A 17992-nucleotide genomic window follows, 5' to 3' on the forward strand; every position below is an offset into this window, starting at 1 on the left:
AACTACCGCGCGGTCGGACACGCTTTGAGGGACGTGTCCGCCGCCTGGCCGATCAGGGCGGCGAAGCGTTTGAGGTTGTGCTGGTGCGCCACCACCAGGTCGTCGATGCTCGGGCCTGCGGGCGTCTGCAAGGTGGAGCGGCAGGTCAACGGCGGGCGGTCACCGCCGCTGGTTGGCCTCAGGCGCCAGCGCACGTCGAGCAGCGCATATTGCCCGGGCACCGAGTCAAAACGTTGAACCTCAACGCGCAACGACACGGCTTGCCGCGCATGACGGTTCGCCAGTTGATCCACCAGCGCAGTTTTCAGCTCATCGGCCAGGCTGGCGGCCCACCACTGGGTGTCCAGAATCGCCACGCCACTGTCGCCCTGACGAATCACGATCTGCGCCCGGTCAACCTGTGGCGGCACGCTGATGCTTTCAATGCGAATATCGCTCGCCTGCGCTTGGGTCGCGTTATTCCAGTGCGCCGGCGTCAGGGTGTGGAATGCAATCGGCTCACTGCGACACGCCGCGAGTAGCACCAGTGCGGCAATCAGCGTGATGTTCAAGGGACGGGTCATGGCGGCTCCAGTGCTCATTTGCGAGGTGGCCCTTGCAGGTCCAGTGGCGCGGCGTTGTCGGGGCGACCGCGAATCAGTGATTCCGGATGGCGACCGAGGTAGTCCGACAGTTCGCGCAAGGAGCGCGACATGCGTGCCAGTTCATCCAGGGTTTGAGTCAGTTGTTCACGTTGCGGCGAGTCTTCGGCCAGGGTCGAGTTGGCCGATTGCAGCGTCTTGCTCACGTCACCCAGCGTGGTCTGCACGCCGGGCAGGGTTTTCGCGTTGAACTGGGCGAGCCCTTTGCGCAGCTCGACCAGGCTGCTGTCGAGGTTGCCCGCAATGCGCTCGATCGGCAGTTGGTTGAGCTTGTTGACGATGCCTTCGAGTTTTTCCTGCAGTTGTTCCAGGTTGCCGGGAATGGTCGGAATGTTGACTGGGCGCAGGCTCGGGTCAAACGCAACTTTGTCGGCTTTCGGGAAGAAATCCAGGGCGATATACAGTTGGCCGGTCAGCAGGCTGCCGCTGCGCGCCTGGGCACGCAGGCCGTTTTCGATAAACGTGCCCATCAAGCGAACGCCTCCCGCTTCGTCGTTGGGGTCATGATTGGTGGCCTTGAGCAGCTTGGTGTTGGCTTCCCCAAGCAATTGCGGATAAATCACGATGCCGACGTTGATCGGAAAGCTGCGTTTCTTCGCATCGTAATCGAGGTTGATTGACACCACTTTGCCGAACTCGACGCCGAGGAATTCCACCGGTGCTCCGACTTTCAGGCCGCGCAGGGCCTGATCAAACCGCAAGGCCATATATTGCCCTTTGCCATTGGGCGGGGCGAGGGCGCTTTGCTGGTCGTCGAACAGCTCATAGACGTGATCTTCAGCGGCCGGTTTGTCGTTGGGGCTGTAGGGCGGCGCCTGGAAAGCGATGCCTCCCGCCAGCATCGACGACAGCGACTCGGTTTTCAGCGCGAAGCCATTGGCGCCGACGCTCAGGTCGATACCACTGGCGTTCCAGAAGCGCGTGTTTTCGGTGACATACACATCATTGGGCGCATGCACGAAGACTTCGATATTCACGCCTTTGCCGTCGTCATCCAGCTCATAGGCCACCACCTGGCCGACTGAAATTTTGCGGTAATAAACCGGCGAGCCGATGCCCAGTGAACCCAGGCTCTGGGTATGCAGGGTAAAGCGTTTGCCCGGTTCGCCATAGGTGATGGGCGGCGGGTTTTCCAAGCCTTTGAAGTGTTTGGCGCGGGTGTCGGACTGGCCGATGTCGGCACCGATGTAGTCGCCGGACAGCAAGGTGTCGATGCCGGACACGCCACCGGCGCCGATGCGCGGGCGGACAACCCAGAATTTTGAGTCTTCGCGGGTGAAGCTTTCCGCTTGCTTGGCCAGCTTGATCGTGGCGTTGACGCTTTTCTGGTCGTCACTCAAGGCCACGTCAGAGACCTGGCCGATTACCACGTTGCGATATTTGACCTCGGTTTTGTTGGCGACCAAGCCACTGCCGGTCTTGAAATTGAGGACGATGGTCGGCCCCTGTTGCAGCACGCTGTGAACCACCAGCGAAATGCCCACCAGCACCGCTACAATCGGCACGATCCACACCAGCGAAACGCTGAAACGTCGGGTCTTGATCGCGGGTGAGCCGACCGGGGTATCAGTGTTGGGTGAGCTCATCCGAGGTCTCCTCATTGGCTGGGTTTTCCCAGATCAGCCGTGGATCAAAACTCATGGCTGCCAGCATCGTGAAGACCACCACCAGGCCAAAAAACAGAATGCCCAAACGCGGCTCAATGGTGCCCAGTGCCTGGAATTTCACCAGTGCGGCCACCAGCGCGACCACAATCACATCGAGCATCGACCAGTAGCCGATCAGCTCGACAAACCGAAACAGCTTCGAGCGCTCCTTGCGCGCCCACAGGCTGTTGCGCTGCACGCTGACCAGCAGCAGTGTCAACGACACGAACTTGATCCCGGGCACCGCAATACTGGCAATGAAAATGATCAGGGCGATATCCCAGGCGCCGTGCTGCCAGAACTCCAGTACGCCGCTCATGATGGTGCTGTCCGCCCCCGAACCGAACATCGTTGTGTTCATCACCGGCAACAGATTCGCCGGGATATAAAACGCGAGCGCCGTGAGCATATAGGCCCAGGTGCGCGTCAGTGAATGAATCTTGCGCCGGTGCAGCGGCGCGCCGCAGCGCTCGCACTCGCTGGGCTCGTCGCGCATGTCGCACGACAGGCCGCAGGTGTGGCATAGGCACAGGTTCAGCTCGCGGGCGGTCGGAGGCGAATTCATACGGTGTCCCACAAGTCGCGCACATCGCGCCCGGCGATGCGGATCAGCAACAGGGCCAGGGCGGCGAGGGCAAACAGGCCGGTGCCGGGTATCACGTCGAGCATGCCGGCCAGTTTGAACACGGCCACCATCGAGCCCAGCAGGCAGACTTCGAGCATGCTCCACGGCCTGAGCGCTTCCAGCCAGCGCATGCACAGTTTGAACGCCGGTGAGCGCCTGCCGGACAAGGCGAAACTCAACACCCAGATCAGCAACAGCAGCTGAAACACGGGCGCGATGATGATGGAAATCGCCGCCACCAACGCAATGAAGGTGATCGGCCCGAGGCTCAACGCAACCACCGAATCCCACAGGGTCGCGCTACTTTTCAAGCCTTGCAGGCTGATGCTCATCACCGGGTAAAAGTTGGCGAAGGTCCACAATACGGCCGCCGTGATCGTCAGCGCGAGTCGCTGTTGCACTGACAATCCGTTGTAGCGTTGCAGCACGCCGGCACAGCGGGTGCACAGGGCTTTTTGATGTCTGGCGAGCGTGACCTTTTCGTACACGCAATCGCAGTGTTCGCAGATGACCCGTTGATTCGCCATAAGTCTTGCTCCAAACGCGACGCTGCGGTGTTGGACAGTGCTACGGGTTGCTGGCGCTTGAGTAGATTAGCAGTTGAGGCATCACAGGCTTGATCCCTTCCGGATCAGGGGCAAGGTCAACCATACTGCGTCTGAAATGTGCCATAGAGTGTGCAGGAACGCCCATGAATATCGAAAAAGCCGCGCTGATCCGCGAAACCTTCCCGGTCGGCCCGTTGCAGTGCAACTGCACCATTATCGGTGACCCGATCACCAAAAAGGCCATCGTGGTCGACCCAGGCGGCAATTACGAGCTGATCCTGGCACGCCTCGACGCGCTGGGTTTGAAGGTGGTGAGCATCATCCACACCCATGCGCACCTCGATCACTTCCTGGCGTCCGGCCAGTTGAAAGAGAAAACCGGTGCCACCCTGCATTTGCACAAGGAGGATCAATTCCTCTGGGACAACCTGGAAATGCAGTGCCAGATGTTCCGTGTGCCCTACACACCAGTGCCGCCGCCGGATCGCTGGCTGGAAGATGAAGAAGAGTTGGCCTGCGGTTGTGGGGTGGCGCTGCATACGCCGGGGCACACACCGGGCTCGATGAGCTTCTGGTTTGCCGATGCCAGGTTATTGATTGCCGGAGACACCTTGTTCAAGCGCGGCGTGGGCCGTACGGACCTGTGGGGCGGCGACCAGGCGACCATCGTGCGTTCGATCAAGCAGCGTTTGTATACCCTGGATGAGGGCGCAACCGTGGTGACCGGGCATGGGCCGGACACGCGTCTTGGCGATGAAATGCGTGAAAATCCGTTCGTAAGGGCGTAGGTATCTGTGCGGATACCCACTGGCAACCGTTTGATGATCCCGATGAAGAAAATGACAATTCCCGTTCAGGAAGTCTCTGCTAGGGTTTTAGAGCGCGCATCGGTTGTAGCGTGCAGGCCTGCCGGGCATGGAATTTTTACCGTTTGTCGTGTTCCAAACTCGGCACAGGTCTATTGCCAATGTCCTCTGCATCACAGAATGCAAAAGTAGGAGCTTCCTTCATGTTCACTTCGCGTCGTCTGCTTGTCGTTGCCACGGCTGTTGCCTTGTTGTCCGGCTGTGCGTCTCCTAACCCTTATGATGGTAGCCAAGGACAGGCAAACGGCTCATCGGGCATTAGCAACACCGCCAAATACGGTGGCCTGGCTGCATTGGCCGGTGGCCTGGCCGGTGCCGCGATCGACCACAATAACCGTGGCAAGGGCGCCCTGATTGGTGCTGCCGTCGCGGGCCTGGGTGGTGCGGGCTATGGCTACTACGCCGACCAGCAGGAAAAGAAACTGCGGGCCAGCATGGCCAATACCGGGGTGGAAGTTCAGCGCCAGGGCGACCAGATCAAGCTGATCATGCCGGGTAACATCACCTTTGCTACCAACTCGGCGGACATTGCCGGCAGTTTCTACACGCCGCTGAACAACCTGGCCAACTCGCTCAAGCAGTTCAACCAGAACACTATCCAGATCGTCGGCTACACCGACAGCACCGGTAGCCGCCAGTTGAACATGGACCTGTCCCAGCGTCGTGCGCAAAGCGTGGCCAACTACCTGACCTCCCAAGGTGTCAGCCCGACCAACCTGAGTGCACGCGGCGCTGGCCCGGATAACCCGATTGCCAGCAACGCCGATGTGAATGGTCGTGCCCAGAACCGTCGCGTGGAGGTTAACCTCGGCCCGATTCCTGGTCAGCAATACGGTCAGCCTGGGCAACAGCAGCAACAGCAACAGGCGCCTCAACAGAACAATCAGTTCCAGGGCAACCCGTACCAGCAGTACCAGTAAACATCCGCCAAAAAAAAGGGCGCCATGCAGTCAATGCATGGCGCCCTTTTTTGTGGCTGTCGTTTACATCAGTCGATGTATTCGAACACTTTGACGATTTTCTGCACGCCGGACACACCCTGTACCAGGTTGGCCGCGCGGGTGGCTTCCGCCTGGGTCAGCAGGCCCATCATGTAGACGATGCCATTGTCGGTGACGATCTTGATGCGCGAGCCAGGGATCGCGTTGTCGGTCAGCATCTGCGCCTTGATCTTGGTGGTCAGCAGGGCATCGTTGCTGATGGCCAGCAGTGTGATCGGGTCCATGACTTGCAGTTCGTTGTGAACCTTTTTCACCCGTTGCACGCTGGCGGCCGCTTGTTCAGCCTGCGCCTTGAGGTCGGCACGCGGGGTTTGGCCGGCGAGCAATACCACGCCGTTGAAGCTGGTCACGACAATGCGTGACGCGCCGTTGCCGAGGTCGGTGGCGGCCTTGGCGACGTTCACTTCGACTTTGGTTTCGATCAACGAGTCGTCAATCTTGCTGCCGAAGGTGCGTGTGCCCTTGTCGTCCTGGATGGGGGTGTCACGTGTCGCAGTGATTGCCGTGCTGCAGCCGCTGATGGCGAGGCACAGCGTAATGGCCAAAAGGCTGATGCGGTTAACGGTCATTCTTCACTCCCGAACAGTTGGCTGTCGATCAAATCGCACAGGCAATGGATCGCCAGCAGGTGGACTTCTTGAATACGTGCGGTGACATTGGCCGGGACGCGGATCTCCACGTCTTCAGGCAACAGCAGCGAGGCCATGCCGCCGCCATCGCGACCGGTCAATGCTACGACAATCATTTCGCGATCATGTGCGGCCTGGATCGCTTGAATAATGTTTGCCGAGTTGCCGCTGGTGGAAATCGCCAGCAACACATCACCCGGTTGGCCAAGGGCACGGATCTGCTTGGAGAAGATTTCGTTGTAGCTGTAGTCGTTGGCGATCGAGGTGATCGTCGACGAGTCGGTGGTCAAGGCGATGGCCGGCAGGCTCGGGCGCTCGCGCTCGAAGCGGTTGAGCAGCTCGGAGGAAAAGTGCTGGGCATCACCGGCCGAACCGCCGTTGCCGCACGAAAGCATTTTGCCCTCGTTGAGCAAGGCATTGACCATGACCTGACTGGCTTGCTCGATGTGCGGTGCAAGTACGTCCATCGCCTGTTGCTTGGTGTCGATGCTGGCCTGGAAAAGCTGGCGAATTCGGGATTGCATGTCCATCTGTGTGACCTTAAGTAGCGCGGCTGTTTGGCACAGGAATGTGCAGCCCGCAAAGCAAAGAGCAAAAGTGTGTGGTGAAGATGTCCGGCGAATCAGCTGTCGAAGGCATCTTTGAGCCAGTTCGGATCAGCAGGACCAGACGGTGTGCTTTCTATGGCAACCACATCGAAACGGCAGGGGTAGTCAGCCCAGCGATGCTCTTTTTGCAGGAAAAACTGCGCAGCGAGTATCAGCTTCTGACGCTTGCGCCCGTCGATACTGGCGAGCGCGCCACCCCATTGTGCGTGTTTTCTGTAGCGGACTTCGACGAATACTACTGTATCGCCGTCAAGCATGACCAGATCAAGCTCACCGCGTTTACACAACCAGTTCTGCGCCAGAAGGCGCAGACCCTGTTGTTGAAGGTACTCGAGAGCTTGCAGTTCGGCATCCTTGCCGCTTTGTGCGCTGGACCGCTCGGGCATCAGCGCGGGGTGTCCGGCAGACGCTGGATAGCACCGCCGACGAACTTCGCCCACGGCATCTGGCGGTCAACGCGCTGGTTGGCGCTGATGCCCAGGTTGCCCGAGAGACCGTCAACGCGGGTGTCCGGCAGCGCCTTGAGTTGGCCCAGGCGCGGTGCCAGGCGGTAGGCGTCCACGCCCATCGCATACAGGCGGCCGAGGCTGCCATTGGCCTGTGGCCATTGCGCGGCAACCTGGTTGCGCAGCGGGTCGGTGGTGTTGAGCAGCCAAGGGGTTTCGCAGAACATCACGTTAGTCATGTCCAGGTACTGGTTTTTGTCGCCACTGGCGCTGAATACGTGGGACGTCGCATACACAGGCACATCACCGGCGTACTGGAAGTTCAGGGTCGGTTTGATCTGCTGGGCCAGTTGCGGTGTCACGGCCAGGAAGATGAACTCGATGTCCTGGCGGCGCGAAGGTTGCGCCGCTACGTCGGTGCCGACGGTGTTTTGCAGGCTCTTGGCGCGACCTTCGCTTTTACGCAGTTGGAACAGGTCGGCAATCTGTTGGGCCAGGGCGACCGGCTGATCGACATATTCGACGCCGACGACGGTGCCGCCATTGGCTTCCCAGTCCTGACGGAAGGCCTTGTAGACACGCTCGCCCCATTCGCCACGGGGCACCATGGCGGCGGCGCGATGCAAGCCGTCGGCGCGGGCGCGGCGCGAGACTTCGCGGGCTTCGTCTTCAGCAGCCAGGCCGAACTGGAACAGTTGCGGCGGGTTTTGATCGACTTCGCTGTAGTTCAACGCCAGGGTGGTAATCGGCAGTTGCGGGCGAGCAGCCAGTTGTTTGACCAGCGGTTTCTCCAGCGGGCCGACCACCAGTTGTACGCCGGCCGCCTGGGCCTTGGCGTAGAAGTCGTCGATGGAGGTCAGGCGCGAACTGTCATAAAACTCGATGACTGGCGGCTTCTGTCCGGCTTGTTCCGCCTGGTAGTGCGCGGCCATGAAGCCTTCGCGCAGTGCCTTGCCGACCGAGGCCAGCGGACCCTCCTGCGGCAGCAGCAGGGCGATTTTGCTCAGGGGCTGGCTGGCCAGCTCCTTGAGTTTGGTCAGCGGGGTTGGCAGATCCACCGCCGCTGGATGGCCCGGGTTCTGAGCGCGCCAGGTATCGATAGCGGCTTGTTGCTGCTCCAGGGTTCCAGCGCCCTTGACGGCCTTGGCCAGGCTGATCCAGCCGTCGAGTGTCGGGTTGCCGCTGGCTTGCAGTTGGTCGGCCGGTAGCGCGGCAATCAACGTCCAGATGGCTTCGTGGTTGCTCTTGGCGGCGTCACCGGTCAGCAGCGGGGCCATGGCGACACGCTCGCGAGCGGCTGCCAGGGTCTGGCCATCTGCTTCATAAGCGCGCGCATGCACGGTGCCGGTACGGACCTGCTGGTCTGTCGGCAGCTCCTTCAGGCTTTGCAGGCTGGGATGGTTCAGGGCGGCCAGTGCAGCCTTGGGCTGATTACGCGCCATGGCCAATTCGGCAGCCAGCGTGCTGGCAAATACTTGCGCGGCCGGCTTCAGGACATCCAGGGGCACCTGCGCAAGAATCTGCGACGAACGGCCAGGATTGTTCTGGTGGTAGGCCAGGTCTGCCGCACTCAGGCGCAACAACGCGGCCTTTTCTGGCGTCTTGGCGGAAGTGGCCTGTTCGAGCAGTTGCTCGATACTGGCGTCCGGGGTCCGGGGGAGGTCGCCAAGGCTGGACGAGGGCGAGCTGGCGCAAGCGGCCAATAAGGCAGCGAGGCAGAGGGCGGAGAGCAGCCGCAGGCAAGCGATCATGTAAGTGTTCCTGATACCGATCAAATTAGCGTGGAATTGTACCCAAGCACTGGCCCAGGCGCGATGTTACTGGCGTTAAACCATCGATTTAGGTCATGTAAATGTTGCTATTCGTCATCGGCGGCTGAAAAGGCATCAGCGCTGATGGCATATTTTCAAGGCGCCTACGCGTTACAATGCGGCTTTTGCCAACCATCGAGGTGTGCGTTTTGACTGCTCCAGGTCCTTTGAATTCCACTGCAGGCTCGCTTTTTGTCGTGGCGACGCCCATTGGCAACCTGGACGACATCAGTGCCCGGGCGCTGAAAGTGCTGCGCGAGGTAAAACTGATCGCGGCAGAAGACACGCGGCACTCCCAGCGTTTGATGCAGCATTTTGGTATCAGCACACCATTAGCTGCCTGCCATGAACACAACGAGCGCGAAGAAGGCAGCCGTTTTATCACGCGCTTGCTGGCCGGTGATGACGTGGCGTTGATCTCGGATGCCGGCACGCCGTTGATTTCCGATCCCGGCTACCACCTGGTCCGCCAGGCCCGTGCCGCTGGTATCAATGTAGTGCCTGTTCCGGGGGCGTGCGCGCTGATTGCTGCATTATCGGCGGCCGGGTTGCCCTCGGACCGGTTTATCTTTGAAAGTTTCCTGCCGGCCAAGGCGGTTGGTCGTCGCGCGCGTCTGCAAGCGTTAAAGGAAGAACCGCGCACCTTGATCTTCTACGAAGCCCCGCACCGCATTCTGGAATGTTTGCAGGATATGGAACTGGTGTTTGGCGGCGAGCGCCTGGCACTGTTGGCGCGGGAGCTGACCAAGACCTTCGAAACCCTCAAGGGCTTGCCGCTTGAAGAGTTGCGAGCCTTTGTCGAGGGCGACAGCAATCAACAGCGCGGCGAATGTGTGGTGCTGGTGGCCGGTTGGACGGCGCCGGAAGATGAAGATGCCGTGGGCAGCGAAGCCATGCGAGTGCTGGATCTGTTGCTCAAGGAGATGCCACTCAAGCGTGCAGCAGCCTTGGCGGCTGAAATTACCGGTGTGCGTAAGAATGTGCTTTATCAGGTCGCGCTGGATAAACAGAAAGCCGAATAGTTCCGGGGTTAAACCGGTATTCCGTCTGAACGTGATGGCATTGCTGTACTTTAATACTTGTCCTGAGCCCGCCGTGCCGTTAACCTGCGCGGCGGAGAGTCGATTGGACAGTCGCTGCCCTCTATGAAAATTAGGGGGGGGAGGAAAGTCCGGGCTCCATAGGGCGAAGTGCCAGGTAATGCCTGGGAGGCGTGAGCCTACGGAAAGTGCCACAGAAAATAACCGCCTAAGCACTTCGGTGCCGGTAAGGGTGAAAAGGTGCGGTAAGAGCGCACCGCACGACTGGCAACAGTTCGTGGCTAGGTAAACCCCACTTGGAGCAAGACCAAATAGGGTCCCAAGGCGTGGCCCGCGCTGGGACCGGGTAGGTTGCTAAAGATGTCCAGTGATGGCCATCGTAGACGAATGACTGTTCAAGACAGAACCCGGCTTACAGATCGACTCTCCACCTTTTTTCCTTCTGTTCGAGTCTCGTGCAGAAAACCGGTAGTAACGCAAGAATCCCTCCCTGCCAAATCATTGGCAGATGCATCTTCGTAATACCAAAAAAATCTTACTCTTAATAAATTACTTTAACTTTAAGCCATAGCGCTTTGAGCTATCTGCGGTTGTTGAGTCAAAAACATCGCCAAACTCTCGTTTCTCCTCCTTTTACGTTCCTAAATCTCCGTTCTGTAAGGCTTTTCCTTGAATCCGCGCCTTGACGGTGTGGTGGGCGCATTCCTATAGTGTGCGCAAGTGGCGGAAAGTGGCACAAAGTGGGTTTTTTGAACGTAAAACGCTAAAATTTGGAGAAACGCATCTGTGTTTCGCGGAGCTAACGCTATCAGTCTCGATGCAAAAGGCCGTCTCGCCATGCCGAGCCGGTATCGTGACGAGCTCATTTCGCGAAGTTCAGGCCAGTTAATCATCACGATTGACGCCGTTGACCCTTGTTTGTGTGTTTACCCGCTCGATGAGTGGGAGTTGATCGAAACCAAGTTGCGCGCCCTGCCTTCATTGCGTGAAGAAAACCGCCGCCTGCAGCGTCTGCTGATCGGTAATGCCGTCGACCTAGAACTCGATGGCAGCGGTCGTTTCCTGGTGCCTCCGCGTTTGCGCGAGTACGCCAAGCTGGATAAGCGCGCAATGCTGGTCGGCCAACTGAACAAGTTCCAATTGTGGGACGAAGATGCCTGGGATGCTGTGTCTGCAGCTGACCTGGCTGCTATTCAACAACCGGGCGCTATGCCTGATGAACTGCGTGATTTGATCCTGTGACTATTGATAGCGGCTTTAACCACATCACCGTACTGCTTGACGAAGCCGTTGAGGCTCTCGCCGTACGCGCGGATGGCTGCTATTTGGATGGCACCTTCGGCAGGGGCGGGCACAGCCGGTTGATACTCAGCCAGCTCGGGCCTGGCGGCAAACTCCTCGGGTTTGACAAAGACCCTCAAGCGATTGCCACCGGGCAAGCGCTAGCGGCCGAAGACGGCCGCTTTGTCGTTGTGCAGCGTAGCTTTGCCGAGCTGGGTGCCGAAGTGGCCGAGCGCGGCATGGCAGGCAAGGTGGCCGGGGTTCTGCTCGACCTGGGCGTGTCTTCGCCACAGCTTGACGACCCGGAGCGCGGCTTCAGCTTCATGAACGACGGCCCGCTCGATATGCGCATGGACCCTACTCGCGGCATCAGTGCCGCGCAGTTCATCGCCACCGCGCCCCATGAAGAAATCACCCGTGTGTTCAAGGAATACGGCGAAGAGCGTTTCGCTGGCCGTATGGCGCGCGCCGTTGTCGAGCGCCGCGAGATCCAGCCGTTTGAACGCACCGCCGACCTGGCCGAAGTGCTGAAAGTCGCCAACCCGGCGTGGGAAAAGGGCAAGAACCCTGCGACCCGCGCATTTCAGGGCCTGCGCATTCACGTCAATAACGAATTGGGCGATCTGGAAGCCGGCCTCGGAGCCGCACTGGAGGCCCTCGAAGTGGGTGGTCGCCTGGTGGTGATCAGCTTCCACTCCCTGGAAGACCGCATCGTCAAGCTGTTCATGCGCCGTCTGGTCAAGGGCGAGTCCGATAACCTGCCGCGCAACCTGCCGGTACGGTTTGAAGCCTTTGTGCCGAAAATCAAAATTCATGGCAAAGCGCAGTTCGCTTCCGAAGCCGAACTCAAGGCCAACCCACGTGCCCGTAGCGCCGTCATGCGCGTCGCGGAGAAGTTGCGGTGAGCAAGCTTTTCGCCAAGCCCCTCCCGGGCGGCAGCTTCTTTATGTTGCTGTTGTTTGTCGGCGTGCTGGTGTCCGCGATTGCGGTGTCCTACAGCGCCCACTACAACCGCCAATTGCTCAATACCCTTTATGGGGAATTGAGCGTGCGCGATAAAGCGCAGGCGGAGTGGGGCCGGTTGATCCTTGAGCAAAGTACCTGGACGGCCCATAGCCGCATCGAAGTATTGGCCACCGAACAGCTGAAAATGCATATTCCGGGCGCGGCCGAAGTTCGTATGGTGGCGCCATGATGAAACTTGAAGGCGCACTCTACCCATGGCGCTTCCGCCTGATGCTGGGCTTGCTGGCACTCATGGTGGCCGCGATTGCCTGGCGGATCATCGATCTGCAAGTGGTCGACCGTGACTTCCTGATTGGTCAGGGCGATGCCCGTAGCCTGCGGCACATCCCGATTCCTGCGCACCGCGGCCTGATCACTGACCGTAACGGTGAGCCCCTGGCCGTCAGTACCCCGGTGACCACCCTGTGGGCCAACGCCAAGGAACTGCAAACCGCCAAGGAAAAGTGGCCAGAGCTTGCAGCTGCCCTGGGTCAGGACCCGAAAGCCTTGGCCGAACGCCTGGAAGCCCAGGCCAATAAAGAATTCATCTACCTGGTGCGCGGGCTCACCCCCGAGCAAGGCCAGCAAGTGCTCGACCTTAAAGTCCCCGGTGTCTACGGCATCGAGGAGTTTCGTCGTTTCTACCCAGCCGGTGAAACCACCGCGCATATGGTTGGCTTTACCGACATCGATGACCATGGCCGTGAGGGCGTGGAGCTGGCCTACGATGAATGGCTGGCGGGCGTTCCTGGCAAGCGCCAGGTCATCAAGGATCGGCGCGGCAGACTGATCAAGGATGTCCAGGTCACCAAAAACGCCAAGGCCGGTAAGCCCTTGGCGTTGTCGATTGACCTGCGCCTGCAGTACCTGGCCAACCGTGAACTGCGTAACGCAATCATCGAAAACGGCGCCAAGGCTGGCAGCCTGGTGATCATGGACGTGAAGACCGGCGAGATCCTCGCCATGGTCAACCAGCCGACCTACAACCCGAACAACCGTCGCAACCTGCAGCCGGCGATGATGCGCAACCGCGCAATGATCGACGTGTTCGAGCCCGGTTCGACCATGAAAGCCATCTCCATGAGTGCCGCCCTGGAAACCGGGCGCTGGAAGCCAAGCGACAAAGTCGAGGTTTACCCGGGCACCCTGCAGTTGGGCAAATACACCATTCGTGACGTATCCCGTACCGAAGGCCCGGTGCTGGATTTGACCGGTATTCTGATCAACTCCAGTAACGTGGGCATGAGTAAGGTCGCCTTCGATATCGGCGGCGAAACCATCTACCACCTGGCGCAAAAAATCGGCTTGGGGCAACCCACCGGCCTGGATTTCCCGGGTGAGCGCGTGGGCAACCTGCCGAACTACCGCGACTGGAAAAAAGCCGAGACCGCTACGCTGTCCTACGGCTACGGGCTGTCGGTCACGGCGATCCAGTTGGCCCATGCCTTCTCTGTATTGGCCAATAATGGCCGTATGGTTCCGTTGAGCTTGATCCACGTCGACGAAGCGCCGAAAGCCACCCAGGTCATCCCGGAAAGCGTCGCCAAGACCATGCAAGGCATGCTGCAACAAGTGATCGAAGCGCCGCGCGGTGTATTCCGTGCCCAGGTGCCGGCGTATCACGTGGCCGGCAAGTCGGGTACCGCCCGTAAAACGTCGGTGGGCACCAAGGGTTACGCCGAAAACTCCTACCGTTCGCTGTTCGCCGGCTTCGGGCCGATGAGCGACCCGCGCTACGCCATTGTGGTGGTGATTGATGAACCGAGTAAGGCCGGCTACTTCGGTGGTCTGGTATCGGCACCCGTGTTCAGCAAAGTGATGTCCGGCACCCTGCGCCTGATGAACATCACGCCGGACAACTTGCCGCCGACTCAACAAGCGAACGCCGGACCACCGGCCGCTGCTGCCAAAGCCAATGGAGGGCGCGGCTGATGTCTCTTAGTTTGAACAAGATTTTTGCCCACGCCGGACGCGATCTGCTGATTCGCGAGTTGAGCCTGGACAGCCGTAATGTCCGCGCCGGTGACCTGTTCCTGGCGGTGCCGGGCGGCAAGCTCGATGGCCGTGCGCACATCGCTGATGCCCTGGCGCGCGGTGCGGCTGCGGTTGCTTATGAAGTGGACGGCGCCACTGTGTTGCCGATCACCGATGTGCCGCTGATTCCGGTCAAAGGGCTGGCAGCGCAGCTGTCGGATATTGCCGGGCGTTTCTATGGCGACCCGAGCCGCCAATTGAACCTGGTGGGCGTGACCGGCACCAACGGCAAGACCAGTGTGACCCAATTAGTCGCGCAAGCCCTTGACCAGCTGGGTCAGCATTGCGGCATCGTCGGCACCCTGGGCACGGGTTTTTATGGCGCGCTGCAAAGCGGCCTGCACACCACGCCGAACCCGATTGCCGTGCAAGCCACGCTGGCCGACCTGAAAAAGGCCGGTGCCAAGGCGGTGGCCATGGAAGTCTCCTCACACGGCCTGGACCAGGGGCGTGTGTCTGCCCTGGCGTTTGACGTGGCGGTGATGACCAACCTGTCCCGCGATCATCTCGATTACCACGGCACCATGGAGGCGTACGCCGCCGCCAAGGCCAAGCTGTTTGCCTGGAATGACCTGAAGTGCCGGGTGGTGAACCTGGATGACGCGTTCGGTCGCCAGCTGGCGGCTGAAGACAGCGAAGCACGCCTGATCAGCTACAGCCTGGAGGATTCCAGTGCGTACCTGTATTGCCGTGACGCGCAATTCAATGACGAAGGCGTGCTTGCCACGTTGGTTACGCCGCAGGGCGAGCACCACTTGCGCAGCGCACTTCTCGGCCGTTTCAACCTGAGCAACGTGCTTGCCGCCATCGGCGCACTGCTCGGTCTGGACTATGCGCTGGATGAAATCCTGCGCGTGCTGCCAAAACTGGAAGGCCCGGCCGGTCGCATGCAACGTTTGGGTGGCGGCAACCAGCCGCTGGTGGTGGTCGATTACGCCCATACACCGGACGCCTTGGAGAAAGTGCTCGAAGCCTTGCGCCCACACGCCAAGGGCAAATTGCTCTGCCTGTTCGGCTGCGGCGGTGATCGCGATCGCGGCAAACGTCCGTTGATGGCCGAGATCGTCGAGCGTTTGGCCGATGGCGTGCTCGTCACTGATGACAACCCACGCAGCGAAGCCCCGAGCCAGATTTTCGATGACATCCGTGTCGGCTTTAAAGACGCCTCCAAGGTGAGCTTCGTTGCCGGTCGCGGCGCAGCCATTGCGCAACTGATCGCCAGCGCCAGCGCTGACGATGTCGTGGTGCTGGCTGGTAAAGGTCACGAGGACTACCAGGAAATCAACGGCGAACGCCATGCCTTCTCCGACCTGGTCGAAGCCGATCACGCCCTGACGGCCTGGGAGGTTGCCCATGCTTAAGGCGATGAAGTTCAGCGAACTGACCCAGGCCTTGTCGGCCCGCGTACTGTCGAGCGATTGCAGCTTCGACGGCGTCAGTATCGACAGTCGCAACATCACGCCGGGGCAACTGTTTGTCGCATTGGCCGGCCCGCGTTTCGATGGTCACGACTACCTGAACGAAGTGGCCGCCAAAGGGGCCGTCGGCGCCTTGGTACAGCGCGAAGTAGCGGATTCCAGCTTGCCGCAGTTGTTGGTCGCTGACACTCGCCTGGCGTTGGGCCAACTCGGGGCGCTGAACCGCGCCGCCTTTAATAAGCCGGTTGCCGCCATCACCGGCTCCAGCGGCAAAACCACGGTCAAGGAATTGCTTGCAGGCGTGCTGCGCACGCGCGGGCCGGTCCTCGCTACCCGTGGCAACCTGAACAATGATTTCGGCGCTCCGCTGACCCTGCTCGAACTGGCCCCGGAACACACGTCGGCGGTGATCGAACTGGGCGCTTCGCGTATCGGCGAAATTGCCTACACCGTGGCGCTGACCAAGCCCCACGTTGCGATCATCAATAACGCCGGTACCGCTCACGTTGGCGAGTTCGGCGGCCCGGAAAAAATCGTCGAGGCCAAGGGCGAAATCCTGGAGGGCCTCGATGCGTCGGGCACCGCCGTGCTGAACCTCGACGACAAGGCTTTCGAGACCTGGCGTGTACGCGCCGCCGGTCGCAAGGTCCTGACGTTTGCCGTGCTGAACGCAGCGGCTGATTTCCACGCCTCCCGTATCACCGTCGACGCCCGTGGTTGCCCGTCCTTCACCTTGCACACCCCGCAAGGCAGCGAGCACGTGCAGCTGAATCTGCTGGGCAACCATAACGTCGCCAATGCCCTGGCCGCCGCTGCTGCCGCCCATGCCCTGGGTGTGTCGCTGTTCGGCATCGCCACCGGCCTGGGCGCGGTGCAGCCGGTTAAAGGCCGCACCGTTGCGCAGTTGGCTACCAATGGCATGCGCGTGATTGATGACACTTACAACGCCAACCAGTCCTCGGTCTGTGCCGCCATTGACCTGCTCAAAGGCTTCGAGGGTCGCAAGGTGTTGGTGCTGGGCGATATCGCCGAGCTGGGCGATTGGGCCGAACAGTCCCATCGCGAAGTCGGCGCCTACGCCACAGGCAAAGTCGATGCGCTCTACGCCGTCGGCCCGAACATGGCTCACGCAGTAAACGCCTTCGGTCCCGGCGCGCGGCATTTTGCAACCCAGGCCGAGCTGATCCAGGCGCTGGGCGTTGCTGAACAAGACAAACACACAACCATTTTGATCAAGGGATCGCGCAGCGCGGTGATGGAAAACGTCGTCGCGGCCTTGTGTGGCTCAAGTACGGAGAAACATTAATGCTGCTGCTGCTGGCTGAGTATCTGCAACAGTTCCACAAAGGCTTCGCGGTCTTTCAGTACCTGACCCTGCGCGGGATTCTGGGTGTGCTGACCGCGCTGTCTCTGTCGCTGTTCCTGGGGCCGTGGATGATCCGCACCCTGCAGAGCCTGCAAATTGGTCAATCGGTTCGCAATGACGGCCCGCAGTCGCACCTGTCCAAGTCCGGCACCCCGACCATGGGCGGCGCGCTGATCCTGTCGTCCATCGGCATCAGCACCTTGCTGTGGGCCGACCTGCATAATCGCTACGTGTGGGTCGTGCTGCTGGTGACCCTGCTGTTCGGCGCCATCGGCTGGGTCGATGACTACCGCAAAGTGATCGAAAAGAACTCCAAGGGCCTGCCGAGCCGCTGGAAATATTTCTGGCAGTCGGTGTTCGGCCTTGCGGCGGCGATCTTCCTTTACACCACTGCGCCGAGCGCCGTGGAAACCACCTTGATCATCCCGATGCTCAAGGATGCGAGCATTCCACTGGGCATTGGCTTCGTGGTGCTGACCTACTTCGTCATCGTCGGCTCCAGCAACGCCGTGAACCTGACTGATGGCCTCGACGGCCTGGCGATCATGCCGACGGTGATGGTGGGCGGCGCGCTCGGCATCTTCTGCTACCTGTCGGGTAACGTGAAGTTCGCTGAATACCTGCTGATCCCTTATGTGCCGGGCGCAGGTGAGTTGATCGTGTTCTGCGGCGCGCTGATCGGTGCCGGCCTGGGCTTCCTGTGGTTCAACACCTATCCCGCACAAGTCTTCATGGGTGACGTCGGCGCGCTCGCGCTGGGCGCAGCCTTGGGCACCATCGCCGTGATCGTACGCCAGGAAATCGTGCTGTTCATCATGGGCGGTGTGTTCGTGATGGAAACCCTGTCGGTGGTCATCCAGGTGGCCTCCTTCAAATTGACCGGGCGCCGCGTGTTCCGCATGGCGCCGATTCACCACCACTTTGAACTCAAGGGCTGGCCCGAGCCGCGTGTGATTGTCCGTTTCTGGATCATCACCGTGATTCTGGTACTGGTCGGCCTTGCCACCCTGAAACTGAGGTAGAAACG

At 60.2% G+C, this 17992-nt stretch carries 18 protein-coding genes and 1 other RNA gene; 11 read left to right on the plus strand and 8 right to left on the minus strand.

The window, feature by feature from the left end:
- Positions 1-2 precede the first annotated feature (2 nt).
- From CPH89_RS15720 to CPH89_RS15735, 4 genes are read right to left on the minus strand one after another with little or no spacing between them, the layout of a single operon-like run.
- Positions 3-563: a PqiC family protein gene (locus tag CPH89_RS15720; protein WP_053254455.1), complete on the minus strand. Its 561-nt coding sequence runs from the start codon at positions 561-563 to the stop codon at positions 3-5.
- 14 nt (positions 564-577) lie between these two features.
- Positions 578-2227 carry a PqiB family protein gene (locus CPH89_RS15725; RefSeq protein WP_053254456.1) on the minus strand — a complete coding sequence of 550 codons (1650 nt, stop codon included), beginning with the start codon at positions 2225-2227 and terminating at the stop codon, positions 578-580.
- Complete coding sequence (locus CPH89_RS15730; RefSeq protein ID WP_053254457.1) at positions 2208-2852, minus strand: paraquat-inducible protein A; 645 nt, start codon at positions 2850-2852, stop codon at positions 2208-2210. The genes CPH89_RS15725 and CPH89_RS15730 overlap by 20 nt, the downstream gene beginning before the upstream one ends.
- The gene (locus CPH89_RS15735) at positions 2849-3439 is read right to left on the minus strand and encodes a paraquat-inducible protein A (RefSeq protein WP_053254458.1); all 591 of its coding nucleotides are present in this window, start codon (positions 3437-3439) and stop codon (positions 2849-2851) included. Before CPH89_RS15735 ends, CPH89_RS15730 begins: the two co-directional genes overlap by 4 nt.
- Positions 3440-3603: 164 nt before the next feature.
- On the opposite strand from CPH89_RS15735, the gene CPH89_RS15740 reads away from it, so the two are divergent.
- Entirely contained in the window at positions 3604-4248 is a 645-nt protein-coding gene (locus tag CPH89_RS15740) for an MBL fold metallo-hydrolase (RefSeq protein WP_053254459.1), read from the plus strand.
- A gap of 221 nt (positions 4249-4469) precedes the next feature.
- Positions 4470-5246, plus strand: coding sequence for a YiaD family glycine zipper/OmpA-like lipoprotein (locus CPH89_RS15745; protein WP_053254460.1), 777 nt, complete (start codon positions 4470-4472; stop codon positions 5244-5246).
- Positions 5247-5314: 68 nt separating this feature from the next.
- On the opposite strand, the gene CPH89_RS15750 is transcribed toward CPH89_RS15745, so the two are convergent.
- The 4 genes from CPH89_RS15750 to CPH89_RS15765 form a co-directional block, all read right to left on the minus strand.
- Positions 5315-5896, minus strand: coding sequence for a BON domain-containing protein (locus tag CPH89_RS15750; RefSeq protein WP_053254461.1), 582 nt, complete (start codon positions 5894-5896; stop codon positions 5315-5317).
- Positions 5893-6486, minus strand: coding sequence for a phosphoheptose isomerase (locus tag CPH89_RS15755; RefSeq protein WP_007904374.1), 594 nt, complete (start codon positions 6484-6486; stop codon positions 5893-5895). Before CPH89_RS15755 ends, CPH89_RS15750 begins: the two co-directional genes overlap by 4 nt.
- 92 nt (positions 6487-6578) lie before the next feature.
- Positions 6579-6950, minus strand: a complete 372-nt coding sequence (locus CPH89_RS15760; RefSeq protein WP_053254462.1) for a YraN family protein — start codon at positions 6948-6950, stop codon at positions 6579-6581.
- Positions 6950-8761: a penicillin-binding protein activator gene (locus tag CPH89_RS15765; protein ID WP_053254463.1), complete on the minus strand. Its 1812-nt coding sequence runs from the start codon at positions 8759-8761 to the stop codon at positions 6950-6952. Before CPH89_RS15765 ends, CPH89_RS15760 begins: the two co-directional genes overlap by 1 nt.
- 176 nt (positions 8762-8937) lie before the next feature.
- Between CPH89_RS15765 and rsmI the strand changes: the two genes are divergently transcribed.
- The 9 genes from rsmI to mraY all read left to right on the plus strand — a co-directional run bounded on the left by rsmI (position 8938) and on the right by mraY (position 17987).
- Positions 8938-9843 carry a 16S rRNA (cytidine(1402)-2'-O)-methyltransferase gene (gene rsmI, locus CPH89_RS15770; protein ID WP_096236822.1) on the plus strand — a complete coding sequence of 302 codons (906 nt, stop codon included), beginning with the start codon at positions 8938-8940 and terminating at the stop codon, positions 9841-9843.
- Between the two features lie 95 nt (positions 9844-9938).
- Positions 9939-10292: RNase P RNA component class A (rnpB, locus tag CPH89_RS15775), an RNA gene on the plus strand.
- 355 nt (positions 10293-10647) lie between these two features.
- Complete coding sequence (gene mraZ, locus CPH89_RS15780; RefSeq protein ID WP_003171868.1) at positions 10648-11103, plus strand: division/cell wall cluster transcriptional repressor MraZ; 456 nt, start codon at positions 10648-10650, stop codon at positions 11101-11103.
- Complete coding sequence (rsmH, locus tag CPH89_RS15785; protein ID WP_053254464.1) at positions 11100-12047, plus strand: 16S rRNA (cytosine(1402)-N(4))-methyltransferase RsmH; 948 nt, start codon at positions 11100-11102, stop codon at positions 12045-12047. The genes mraZ and rsmH overlap by 4 nt, the downstream gene beginning before the upstream one ends.
- Positions 12044-12337, plus strand: coding sequence for a cell division protein FtsL (gene ftsL, locus CPH89_RS15790; protein WP_003216203.1), 294 nt, complete (start codon positions 12044-12046; stop codon positions 12335-12337). Before rsmH ends, ftsL begins: the two co-directional genes overlap by 4 nt.
- Complete coding sequence (locus CPH89_RS15795) at positions 12337-14079, plus strand: peptidoglycan D,D-transpeptidase FtsI family protein (RefSeq protein ID WP_167422776.1); 1743 nt, start codon at positions 12337-12339, stop codon at positions 14077-14079. Before ftsL ends, CPH89_RS15795 begins: the two co-directional genes overlap by 1 nt.
- Entirely contained in the window at positions 14079-15542 is a 1464-nt protein-coding gene (locus CPH89_RS15800; RefSeq protein ID WP_053254466.1) for a UDP-N-acetylmuramoyl-L-alanyl-D-glutamate--2,6-diaminopimelate ligase, read from the plus strand. The genes CPH89_RS15795 and CPH89_RS15800 overlap by 1 nt, the downstream gene beginning before the upstream one ends.
- The gene (locus CPH89_RS15805; RefSeq protein ID WP_053254467.1) at positions 15535-16905 is read left to right on the plus strand and encodes a UDP-N-acetylmuramoyl-tripeptide--D-alanyl-D-alanine ligase; all 1371 of its coding nucleotides are present in this window, start codon (positions 15535-15537) and stop codon (positions 16903-16905) included. Before CPH89_RS15800 ends, CPH89_RS15805 begins: the two co-directional genes overlap by 8 nt.
- Positions 16905-17987, plus strand: coding sequence for a phospho-N-acetylmuramoyl-pentapeptide-transferase (gene mraY, locus CPH89_RS15810; RefSeq protein ID WP_053254468.1), 1083 nt, complete (start codon positions 16905-16907; stop codon positions 17985-17987). The genes CPH89_RS15805 and mraY overlap by 1 nt, the downstream gene beginning before the upstream one ends.
- Positions 17988-17992 lie beyond the last annotated feature (5 nt).

It is taken from the genome of Pseudomonas fluorescens, from assembly GCF_900215245.1.
GTDB classification, from domain to species: Bacteria; Pseudomonadota; Gammaproteobacteria; order Pseudomonadales; family Pseudomonadaceae; genus Aquipseudomonas; species Aquipseudomonas fluorescens.

Bases quoted from the DNA above. Each gene is read 5' to 3' on its own strand.
- CPH89_RS15805 (WP_053254467.1), top strand. From the start codon at position 15,535: ATGCTTAAGGCGATGAAGTTCAGCGAACTGACCCAGGCCTTGTCGGCC.
- CPH89_RS15720 (WP_053254455.1), bottom strand. From the start codon at position 563: ATGACCCGTCCCTTGAACATCACGCTGATTGCCGCACTGGTGCTACTC.
- CPH89_RS15795 (WP_167422776.1), top strand. From the start codon at position 12,337: ATGAAACTTGAAGGCGCACTCTACCCATGGCGCTTCCGCCTGATGCTG.
- CPH89_RS15725 (WP_053254456.1), bottom strand. From the start codon at position 2,227: ATGAGCTCACCCAACACTGATACCCCGGTCGGCTCACCCGCGATCAAG.
- CPH89_RS15735 (WP_053254458.1), bottom strand. From the start codon at position 3,439: ATGGCGAATCAACGGGTCATCTGCGAACACTGCGATTGCGTGTACGAA.
- CPH89_RS15765 (WP_053254463.1), bottom strand. From the start codon at position 8,761: ATGATCGCTTGCCTGCGGCTGCTCTCCGCCCTCTGCCTCGCTGCCTTA.
- mraY (WP_053254468.1), top strand. From the start codon at position 16,905: ATGCTGCTGCTGCTGGCTGAGTATCTGCAACAGTTCCACAAAGGCTTC.
- CPH89_RS15760 (WP_053254462.1), bottom strand. From the start codon at position 6,950: ATGCCCGAGCGGTCCAGCGCACAAAGCGGCAAGGATGCCGAACTGCAA.
- CPH89_RS15750 (WP_053254461.1), bottom strand. From the start codon at position 5,896: ATGACCGTTAACCGCATCAGCCTTTTGGCCATTACGCTGTGCCTCGCC.
- CPH89_RS15730 (WP_053254457.1), bottom strand. From the start codon at position 2,852: ATGAATTCGCCTCCGACCGCCCGCGAGCTGAACCTGTGCCTATGCCAC.
- CPH89_RS15740 (WP_053254459.1), top strand. From the start codon at position 3,604: ATGAATATCGAAAAAGCCGCGCTGATCCGCGAAACCTTCCCGGTCGGC.
- CPH89_RS15745 (WP_053254460.1), top strand. From the start codon at position 4,470: ATGTTCACTTCGCGTCGTCTGCTTGTCGTTGCCACGGCTGTTGCCTTG.
- rsmI (WP_096236822.1), top strand. From the start codon at position 8,938: ATGCGGCTTTTGCCAACCATCGAGGTGTGCGTTTTGACTGCTCCAGGT.
- CPH89_RS15800 (WP_053254466.1), top strand. From the start codon at position 14,079: ATGTCTCTTAGTTTGAACAAGATTTTTGCCCACGCCGGACGCGATCTG.
- CPH89_RS15755 (WP_007904374.1), bottom strand. From the start codon at position 6,486: ATGGACATGCAATCCCGAATTCGCCAGCTTTTCCAGGCCAGCATCGAC.